This is a genomic window from Streptomyces sp. NPDC045022 (assembly GCF_056432605.1).
On record NZ_JBWKIR010000064.1, the window covers coordinates 1 to 9,487 of the forward strand.

Below are 9,487 nucleotides of genomic sequence, written 5' to 3' on the forward strand. Positions count from 1 at the left end.
AAACGGGCCGAGCACCGCAACCGGACACCACCCGCACGGAACACCGTGACCATCACCCGACAAGGCACAACCTAAGTCACCGGCATTGGGCCTAGGCCGACATGGGCCGCTGCACCTTGATCGACTGCAGGAGTCCGACCGCTATCCATACCGCGAACATCGACGACCCTCCGTACGACACGAACGGCAGCGGGAGGCCGGTGACCGGCATGATGCCGAGGGTCATGCCGATGTTCTCGAAGGACTGGAAGGCGAACCAGGCGACGATGCCGGCGGCGACGATCGTCCCGTACAGCTCGGTCGAGTCACGCGCTATCCGGCAGGCGCGCCAGAGGACGACCCCGAGCAGGAAGACGATCAGGCCGGCGCCGAGGAAGCCCAGCTCCTCCCCCGCGACCGTGAAGACGAAGTCCGTCTGCTGCTCGGGCACGAACTGGCCGGTGGTCTGCGAGCCGTGGAAGAGCCCGGCTCCGGTCAGCCCGCCGGAGCCGATGGCGATGCGGGCCTGGTTGGTGTTGTAGCCGACACCGGCGGGGTCCAGGTCGGGGTTGGCGAAGGCCGCGAACCGGTTGATCTGGTACTCGTCCAGGATGTGCAGCTGCCAGATGGCGACGCAGCCGATCACGCCCGCGATGAGCAGGCCGAAGACCCAGCGGTTGGAGGCACCGGAGGCGAGCAGTACGCCCAGGACGATCGCCACCATGGCGAGCACCGAGCCGAGGTCGGGCATGAGCAGCAGGATCAGGACGGGTACGGCGGCCAGGCACAGGGACTGGAACACGGTCCGGTGGTCCGGGTAGGGCTTGTCGCCCGCGTCCACCCGCGCGGCCAGCATCATCGCCATGCCCAGGATGATCGTCACCTTGAGGAACTCGGCGGGCTGGAGGGAGAAGCCGCCGATGACGAGCCAGTTGCGCTGGCCGTTGATCGTCGCGCCGAGCGGGGTGAGGACCACCAGGGCGAGGAGCACCGACAGGCCGTACAGGATGGGCACGGCGTTGCGCAGGGCCCGGTGGCCGAGCCAGATCGTGCAGATCATCAGGGCGATGCCGATGCCGAGGTTCATCAGGTGGCGGACCAGGAAGAAGTACGGGTCGCCCTGGTTGATCTCGGTACGGTTGCGGGTCGCCGAGTACACCAGCAGCGAGCCCAGCAGGGACAGGGCGGTGGCCGCGAGCAGTATCGGCCAGTCCAGCCGGCGGGTCAGCGAGTCGCGGGCGAGGATCCTGGTCCAGCCGGCCCGCTCGGGGCCGTACCCGGAGACGGAGAAGCTGTTCACGCCGGTCATGAGGGCATCCTCCGGCTTCCCCTCCTGCGAGGCCGCCTGCGGGTGTCACGGTTGCCGGTGGCCGGCGAGGCCGTGGTGGCCGGCGGCTGCTGGTCGTCGCCGTTGCCGGTGTTGTCCTTCTGGGAGGCCTCGACGTCCTTCGCCGGGTCCCCGGTGACCTTGGGGTTGACGACGGTGCCGTCCGGGCGGACCTTCGGCAGGCCCTTCTGCGGCTGCGGCAGCAGCGCCTTCTTGTTGTCGATGGAGCCGTCGCCCTTGACGCCGTAGAGCGCGCTGTAGATGTTGCGCACGGCCTCACCTGAGGCGCCGGAACCCGTACCGGCCTGGGCGATCGTCATGATCACCGTGTAGTCCTTGGAGTAGGTGGCCAGCCAGGACGTGGTCTGCTTGCCGTAGACCTCGGCGGTACCGGTCTTGCCGTGCAGCGCGATCTTGTCCTGCGGCCAGCCGCCGAACTTCCAGGCGGCGGTACCGCGCGTGATGACGCCCGCGAAGGCGTCGTCCATGCCCTTCAGGGTGGCCTGGCTGACCGGCAGCTTCCCGTTCTTCTTCGGCGCGATCGGCGTGACGGTCTTGCCGTCCGCGCTGATGATCGCCTTGCCGATGGTCGGCTGGTACATCGTGCCGCCGTTGGCGACGGCGCCGTAGATCACGGCCTCCTGGATCGGCGTGACGAGGGTGTCGCCCTGGCCGATGGAGTAGTTGATCTCGTCACCCTCGCGCATCTTGTTGCCCTCGAGGCAGTTCTCGTACGCGATCTTCTCGACGTAGGAGCCGTCCTTCTTCCCGGACTTGCACCAGGCGTCCTTGTTGGCCTTCCAGTAGTCCAGCTTCCACTGGCGGTCGGGGACGCGGCCGGTGACCTCGTTGGGCAGGTCGACACCGGTCTCCTTGCCGAGGCCGAACTGGTGGGCGGTCTTGAAGAACCAGTCCTTGGGCCGGCCCTTCTTGGGGTTGATGCCGCCGTCCCTCTTCCACTCCCTGTCGGCGAGGCCGTAGAAGACGGTGTCGCAGGAGACCTCCAGCGCCCGGCCGAGCGAGATGGGGCCGAAGCTCTCCCCCTCGAAGTTCTTGAAGACCTGGCCGCCGACCGAGTAGGAGCTGGTGCACGGGTAGCCGCCGTCCCACGGGTAGCCGGCCTGGACCGCGGCGGCCGTGGAGACCACCTTGAAGGTCGAGCCGGGCGCGGCCTGACCCTGTATGGCCCTGTTGAGCAGCGGGTAGTCGGAGTTCTTGCCGGTGAGGGCCTTGTAGTCCTTGGCGGAGATGCCGCCGACCCACACGTTCGGGTCGTACGTCGGCGCGGAGGCCATGGCGACGATCCGGCCGGTCTTGGCCTCCATCACCACGACCGCGCCCGAGTCGGCCTTGTAGTTCTCGCCGGTGATCTTGTCGAGCTGCTGGCGGGCGATCTTCATCGCCTTGTCCAGCTCGTACTCGGCGACCCGCTGCACCCGGGAGTCGATGCTGGTGACCAGGTTCGAACCGGGCTCGGCGGCGTCCGACTTGGCCTTGCCGATGACCCGGCCGAGGTTGTCCACCTCGTAGCGGGTCACGCCGGCCTTTCCGCGCAGCATCTTGTCGTACTCACGCTCGAGGCCGGAGCGGCCGACCATGTCGGAGCGCAGGTAGGGCGAGTCGGTGTCCTTGGCCTTCTGGATCTCGAAGTCGGTGACCGGCGAGAGATAGCCGAGCACCTGCGCGGAGTTGGACTTGCCGGGGCCAGGGTAGCGGCGCACGGCCTCGGGCTCGGCGGTGATGCCGGGGAAGTCCTCGGAGCGTTCGCGGATCTGCAGGGCCTGCCTGGGTGTCGCCTCGTCGGTGATCGGGATCGGCTGGTAGGGCGAGCCGTTCCAGCAGGGCTGGGGCGTCTTGGAGTCGCACAGCCGGACCTTCTGCCTGACCTCTTCGGGCTTCATGCCGAGGACGCCGGCCAGCTTGGTGAGGACGGCCTTGCCGTCGTCCTTCTGCTTGAGCAGGTCGGTACGGGAGGCGGAGACGACCAGGCGGGTCTCGTTGTCGGCGAGGGGCACGCCCCGGGCGTCCAGGATGTCGCCGCGCACGGCGGGGTCGACGACCTGCTGCACGTGGTTGCCCGACGCCTGCTTCTGGTACTCGGCGCCTTCCCGGATCTGCAGGTACCACAACCGGCCGCCGAGGGTGCCGAGGAGGGAGAGGACGAGGATCTGGATCACGACGAGCCGGATCTGGACCCGTGGGGTCCGACCGGTCTCGGGAATGTTGGTCACTGCGGCTGTCTCCCCCTCTCAGTGCACGGATGTGCTGGATGCGTCGGCGCGTACGAATGATGAACGACCAGCCTGTGAACGCGCGTTCCGCGAAAGCTGCCCCGTTCGGGTGAACTCTCCGGCGCTCACAGCCGCTTGACCCCCTTGATGCGGCCGACCCGGGCGGAGCGGGTGCGGGCCTTGGCCTTCAGGGCGCCGAGTCCGCCGCGCTGGCTGCCGATGCGCAGGCCGGTGCCGGAGGAGAGCCAGCCGGAGGAGATGTCGCCGGCCTTCGCGGCGGGGCCGGCCTCGGCGAGCGGGTCGTTGTCGGAGCGGCGCGCCAGCCACATGATCCCGGGGACCACGAACGGAGCGAGCAGCAGGTCGTACAGGGCGGCCGAGATCAGCAGCCCGGTCAGGCCGACATGGCGGGCGGCGGTGTCGCCGACCAGGGCGCCCACCCCGGCGTACAGCAGGGTGGAGCCGATGGCGGCGGCGACCACGACGGTCATCGGGCCGGTCGCCGACTTCAGCCGGCCGTTCTCCGGCTTGATGAGCCCGGCGAAGTAGCCGATGACGCACAGCACGAGCGCGTAGCGGCCGGCGGCGTGGTCGGCGGGCGGGGCCAGGTCGGCCAGCAGGCCCGCGCCGAAGCCGACGAGAGCGCCGCCGACATGGCCGTACACCATGGCGAGGCCGAGGACGGTGAGCAGCAGCAGGTCGGGGACGGCGCCCGGCAGGTGCAGGCGGGCGAGGACGCTCACCTGGATCACCAGGGCCACGACGACCAGCGCGCTGGAGAGCAGGATCCGGTTGAGGCGCATGGGGAAGTCAGCTCCTACTGCTGCTGGCCGTCGGCGGATGCGTCCGCCGAGGGGGTCACCGTGACGGTCACCGTCGGCCTCGGGGTCGGCTTGGGCTTGCCCGGGAGCACGGTGTCCCGCGGGTCCTTCTTCGGTGCCTCGACGACCACGCCGACCATGTCCAGCTTGGTGAAGCTGACGTAGGGGGTGACGTAGAGGGTGCGGGTGAGGCCGCCGCCGGAGGGGTCGACGCGCGAGACGACACCGACCGGGACACCCGGCACGAACGGCTTGTCGGCCTGCGAGCCGAAGGTGACGAGCCGGTCGCCCTTCTGCACCTCCGCCTTGCCGTTGAGCAGTTCCACCCGCAGCGGGCGGTCGCCCTGTCCGGAGGCGAAGCCGAGTTCGTCACTGCCCTCCATACGGGTACCGACGGTGAAGTCGGGGTCGTTGGCGAGCAGCACGGTGGAGGTGCTGGGGCCGACGGTGGTGACGCGGCCGACCAGCCCGTCACCGTTCAGCACGGTCATGTCCCGCTTGATGCCGTCGTCGGCACCGGCGTCGATGGTGATGGTCCAGGAGAAGCCCTGAGCCGACCCGATGGCGATGACCTGGGCCCCCTTGATGCCGTACTGACCCTCGCCGGCGATCTTCAGCATCTTGTCCAGCTGCGCCAGGCGGCTGCGGTTGCGGTCGTCGCTGCCGAGCTTCGCCTTGAGGGCCGAGTTCTCCTTCTCCAGTGCGGCGAGCCGGTCGTGGCGGCTGCCGGAGTCCCGGATCGCGGAGACGGCGTTGCCGACCGGATCGACCGCCGAGGACAGTCCGTTCTCGACCGGGCCGAACGCCGCGGCCGCGGCGTGCCGGGCACCGTCCACCGGGGAGTTCCGGCCTCCGCGGATGTCCACCGTGATCAGCGCGAACGCGATGGCGATCAGCAGGACCAGGAGCAGCCGGCTCTCTTTCGTGTCCCTCACGTGCGGCGGCCGTGCCCTTCCTCGAGTAGGAATTCGGGGGCCTTCTGGCAAACGCGAATGGTGCGGCGCAAACCCAAGAGGCCCATTCGGGGGAGCTTATGCCTCGATATCAACGATCCGCCGCACGAGAGGAGAACGTCTCGTACGGCGGAATCGAAGAGTTACGTCATCTGCGCGGCTGGGCGTCCAGGACCTGCTGCAGCGCCTCGAACTCCTCGACGCACTTGCCGGAGCCGAGCGCGACGCTGTCCAGCGGGTCCTCGGCGATGTGGATCGGCATGCCGGTCTCCCGCCGCAGCCGCTCGTCGAGCCCGCGCAGCAGGGCTCCGCCGCCGGTCAGAACGATTCCTCGGTCCATGATGTCGCCGGACAGCTCCGGCGGGCACTTGTCGAGGGTCGTCTTGACCGCGTCGACGATCGCGTTGACCGGCTCCTCGATCGCCTTGCGGACCTCGGCGGCCGAGATGACGACGGTCTTGGGCAGTCCGGAGACCAGGTCCCGGCCGCGTACTTCGGTGTGTTCGTCGGCGTCGAGGTCGTACGCCGAACCGATCGTGATCTTGATCTGCTCGGCCGTGCGCTCACCCAGCAGAAGGCTGTACTCCTTCTTGATGTACTGGATGATCGCGTTGTCCAGTTCGTCGCCGGCGACGCGGATGGACTGGGCGGTGACGATGCCGCCGAGCGAGATGACCGCGACCTCCGTGGTGCCGCCGCCGATGTCCACCACCATGTTGCCGGTGGCCTCGTGGACCGGCAGACCGGAGCCGATGGCCGCCGCCATGGGCTCCTCGATGATGTGCACCTGGCGGGCGCCGGCCTGGGAGGACGCCTCGATGACCGCGCGGCGCTCGACGCCCGTGATGCCCGAGGGCACGCAGACGACGACCCGCGGCCGGGCGAGATACCGCCGCTTGTGGATCTTCAGGATGAAGTAGCGGAGCATCCGCTCGGTGATCTCGAAGTCGGCGATCACGCCGTCCTTCAGCGGCCGCACGGCGACGATGTTGCCCGGCGTCCGGCCGATCATCTTCTTCGCTTCGGCGCCGACCGCGAGGATCCCACCCGTGTTGGTGTTGATGGCGACGACGGACGGCTCGTTGAGTACGATCCCGCGACCCCTGACGTACACCAGCGTGTTGGCGGTCCCGAGGTCGACAGCCATGTCACGGCCGATGAACGACATTGAGTTCCCCATCCGGATTCATCTGGCCTTCCCGAGCTTTTGAGGGCATGTCAGGTCGGCGAGGCGGGTGCTGTGACGTGAAGGCTTCCATCGTAAACGCGCCTTCACGAACACTGCGCGAGGGTCTCCGCCATTGTCACCAGATGGCGGGCCGCCTCGCTTGTGGAGACGGGCGTTCGGGGGCGCTCGTTCCCTCAATCGCCGGTACCCATGCCGGGAAGACGGGGGTCCGGGAGCACATGTCCCGGACCTTCCGCCACCGCTGCCTGGGCGTTGGCGTTACGCGTGGGCCGGGAAGAAGATCTTCACCTCGCGCTCGGCGGACTCCTCGGAGTCGGAGGCGTGGATCAGGTTCTCACGGACGATGACGCCGTAGTCGCCGCGGATGGAGCCGGGGGCGGCGGCGATCGGGTCGGTCGGGCCGGCCAGTGCGCGTACACCCTCGATGACCCGCTCGCCCTCGACGATCAGGGCGACGACCGGGCCGGAGGACATGAACTCGACCAGCGGCTCGTAGAAGGGCTTGCCGACGTGCTCGGCGTAGTGGTGCTCCAGCGTGGCGCGGTCCAGGGTGCGCAGCTCCAGCGCGGTGATCTGCCAGCCGGCCTTGCGCTCGATACGGCTGATGATCTCGCCGGTCAGGCCACGACGGACGGCGTCGGGCTTGAGGAGGACGAGGGTGCGCTGGCTCACGGGAGGCTCCTTTTCTGCGTGTGCGGTGGGATGAGGCTACAGGGCGTGTCCGCGGAGCCGTTACGCAGTGTCAGCTCGGGCAGACGGCCGAAGCCGGGGCTGCCGCCCGGCAGACCCCGGGGACGGCCCGGACGGCCCGCTCTCAGGCGCCGGACGGGCTGTTCTCACCGCTCTGCGCGGCGAAACGGGCCTTCGCCTCGTCCACCTTTCTGCCGAAGTGCACCGACGCCCACCACAGCGCCGCGAAGATCGCGCCCATGAAGTACATGGTCGGGATGAAGACGCCGGAGGCGATCAGCGCGATCTGCAGGGCCCAGCCGAGGGCCACCCCGCCGGGGCGGGTCACCATGCCGCACAGCAGCACGCACAGCAGCATGGCGATGCCGCTGACCAGCCACACCGTCGAGGTGGACAGATCCGGGTCCTTCATGGCGACGAGCCCGGCGAACCCGATGACGAAGAACTCGCCGATGAGCGTCGATGCACAGAGCGTACGCACAGGAAACCTCAGCCCTTCCCCAGCAGCAGCCGGGCCTCTCCGACCGTGATGACGGAACCGGTGACCAGCACGCCACCGCCCGCGAACTCGCCCTCCTCCTCGGCCAGCGTGATCGCGGCCTCCAGCGCGTCGGGCAGCCGCGGCTCGACCTGCACCCGCTCCTCGCCGAACACCTCCACGGCGATCGCGGCCAGCTCGTCCGCGTCCATGGCGCGGTGGCTGGAATTCTGGGTGACGACAACCTCGGCGAAGATCGGCTCGAAGGCCTCCAGCAACCCACGCACGTTCTTGTCGCCGCTCGCGCCGACCACACCGATCAGCCGGGTGAAGTCGAACGCCTCCCGCACGGCCTCCGCGGCGGCCACGGCGCCCGCCGGGTTGTGCGCGGCGTCCAGCACGACCGTCGGGGAGCGCCGTACGACCTCCAGGCGGCCCGGCGAGGAGACGGCCGCGAAGGCCTTGCGGACGGTGTCGACGTCCAGCGGCTCCGCGCGCTGGGAGCCGACACCGAAGAACGCCTCGACGGCGGCGAGGGCGACGGCCGCGTTGTGCGCCTGGTGCGCGCCGTGCAGCGGGAGGTACACCTCGTGGTACTCGCCGCCGAGGCCGCGCAGGGTGAGCAGCTGCCCGCCGACGGCGACCTGCCGGGCGACGACCCCGAACTCCAGGCCCTCGCGGGCCACGGTCGCGTCCACCTCGACGGCCTTCTTCAGCAGCACCTGCGCGGCGTCCACCGGCTGCTGGGCCAGGATGACGGTCGCGTCCTGCTTGATGATGCCGCTCTTCTCGGTGGCGATCTCCGCGTGCGTCTCGCCGAGGCGGTCGGTGTGGTCCAGGCCGATCGGGGTGACCACGGCGACATCGCCGTCGATCACGTTGGTGGCGTCCCAGGAGCCGCCCATGCCGACCTCGACGACGGCGACGTCCACCGGGGCGTCCGCGAAGGCCGCGTACGCCATTCCGGTGAGCACCTCGAAGAAGGACAGCCGGTACTCCTGCTGTCCGTCCACCATCTCCACGTACGGCTTGATGTCCTGGTACGTCTCGATGAACCGCTCGGCGGAGATCGGGACGCCGTCCAGGCTGATCCGCTCGGTGATCGACTGCACGTGGGGGCTGGTGTAGCGGCCGGTGCGCAGCTCGAATGCGCCCAACAGGGCCTCGATCATGCGGGCGGTGGAGGTCTTGCCGTTCGTGCCCGTGATGTGGATGGACGGGTACGCCCGCTGCGGCTCCCCGAGCACGTCCATCAGCGCGGAGATCCTGCTGACCGAGGGCTCCAGCTTGGTCTCGCCCCAGCGGGTGGCCAGCTCCGCCTCGACCTCGCGCAGGGCCTTGTCGACCTCCGGGTCCTGCGGACGGCCCGGTACGTCGGCCTGCGGCGAGCTGCCCTGGGTGCGCAGGGTGCGGCTGCCGGCCTCGATGACCGCGAGGTCGGGGTCGCGGTCGGTCTCCTCCGCGACGAGTTCTTCGAAGGCGTCGAGGGGGTCGGGGGTGTCACTGGTGCCGGGGTGCTCGCTCACGGTGCCAGTCTACGGAGCGGGCGGGGGCTTGGCGGCGCCGGTATGGGGTGGCTTGTCTCGTCGGCCGGCTGCGGGGTGCGCGATTGCCCGGCGGGGGCCCGGGATGGCTGGTCACGGCCGGCCGGCTGCGGGTGCGTCGTGGCCGATCGCGCGGTTCCCAGCGCCCCTTGGGGGGCGCACGAGAAGGCCCCCGGTGCCCATCCTTGAGTTCTAGTGGTCGTCGCAACACCCCAGCTCAAGGGGTGCGATGTTCGAGATCCGCAAGACCCGGACGGTGGCCCAGGGCCGCAGGA

8 protein-coding genes are annotated in these 9,487 nt (G+C 69.4%); all 8 read right to left on the reverse strand.

Annotated elements, in window-relative coordinates:
• Positions 1–91 precede the first annotated feature (91 nt).
• A complete protein-coding gene (rodA, locus tag AC07C1_RS40880) occupies positions 92–1,288 on the reverse strand; it encodes a rod shape-determining protein RodA (RefSeq protein WP_478947185.1) in 1,197 nt (398 codons plus the stop codon).
• A complete protein-coding gene (mrdA, locus tag AC07C1_RS40885) occupies positions 1,285–3,537 on the reverse strand; it encodes a penicillin-binding protein 2 (protein WP_478947186.1) in 2,253 nt (750 codons plus the stop codon). The genes rodA and mrdA overlap by 4 nt, the downstream gene beginning before the upstream one ends.
• A gap of 125 nt (positions 3,538–3,662) precedes the next feature.
• Entirely contained in the window at positions 3,663–4,340 is a 678-nt protein-coding gene (gene mreD, locus AC07C1_RS40890; protein ID WP_478947187.1) for a rod shape-determining protein MreD, read from the reverse strand.
• 14 nt (positions 4,341–4,354) lie between these two features.
• A complete protein-coding gene (mreC, locus tag AC07C1_RS40895; protein WP_478947188.1) occupies positions 4,355–5,293 on the reverse strand; it encodes a rod shape-determining protein MreC in 939 nt (312 codons plus the stop codon).
• A 166-nt stretch (positions 5,294–5,459) separates the two neighbouring features.
• Positions 5,460–6,479, reverse strand: coding sequence for a rod shape-determining protein (locus tag AC07C1_RS40900; RefSeq protein ID WP_031158632.1), 1,020 nt, complete (start codon positions 6,477–6,479; stop codon positions 5,460–5,462).
• A 279-nt stretch (positions 6,480–6,758) separates the two neighbouring features.
• Complete coding sequence (ndk, locus tag AC07C1_RS40905) at positions 6,759–7,172, reverse strand: nucleoside-diphosphate kinase (RefSeq protein ID WP_478947189.1); 414 nt, start codon at positions 7,170–7,172, stop codon at positions 6,759–6,761.
• A 142-nt stretch (positions 7,173–7,314) separates the two neighbouring features.
• Positions 7,315–7,671: a DUF4233 domain-containing protein gene (locus AC07C1_RS40910; RefSeq protein ID WP_478947190.1), complete on the reverse strand. Its 357-nt coding sequence runs from the start codon at positions 7,669–7,671 to the stop codon at positions 7,315–7,317.
• Between the two features lie 8 nt (positions 7,672–7,679).
• On the reverse strand, positions 7,680–9,194 hold the full coding sequence (gene folC / locus AC07C1_RS40915) for a bifunctional tetrahydrofolate synthase/dihydrofolate synthase (RefSeq protein ID WP_478947191.1): 1,515 nt from the start codon (positions 9,192–9,194) through the stop codon (positions 7,680–7,682).
• Positions 9,195–9,487 lie beyond the last annotated feature (293 nt).

Bases quoted from the DNA above. Each gene is read 5' to 3' on its own strand.
- rodA (WP_478947185.1), bottom strand. From the start codon at position 1,288: ATGACCGGCGTGAACAGCTTCTCCGTCTCCGGGTACGGCCCCGAGCGG.
- mreD (WP_478947187.1), bottom strand. From the start codon at position 4,340: ATGCGCCTCAACCGGATCCTGCTCTCCAGCGCGCTGGTCGTCGTGGCC.
- AC07C1_RS40900 (WP_031158632.1), bottom strand. From the start codon at position 6,479: ATGTCGTTCATCGGCCGTGACATGGCTGTCGACCTCGGGACCGCCAAC.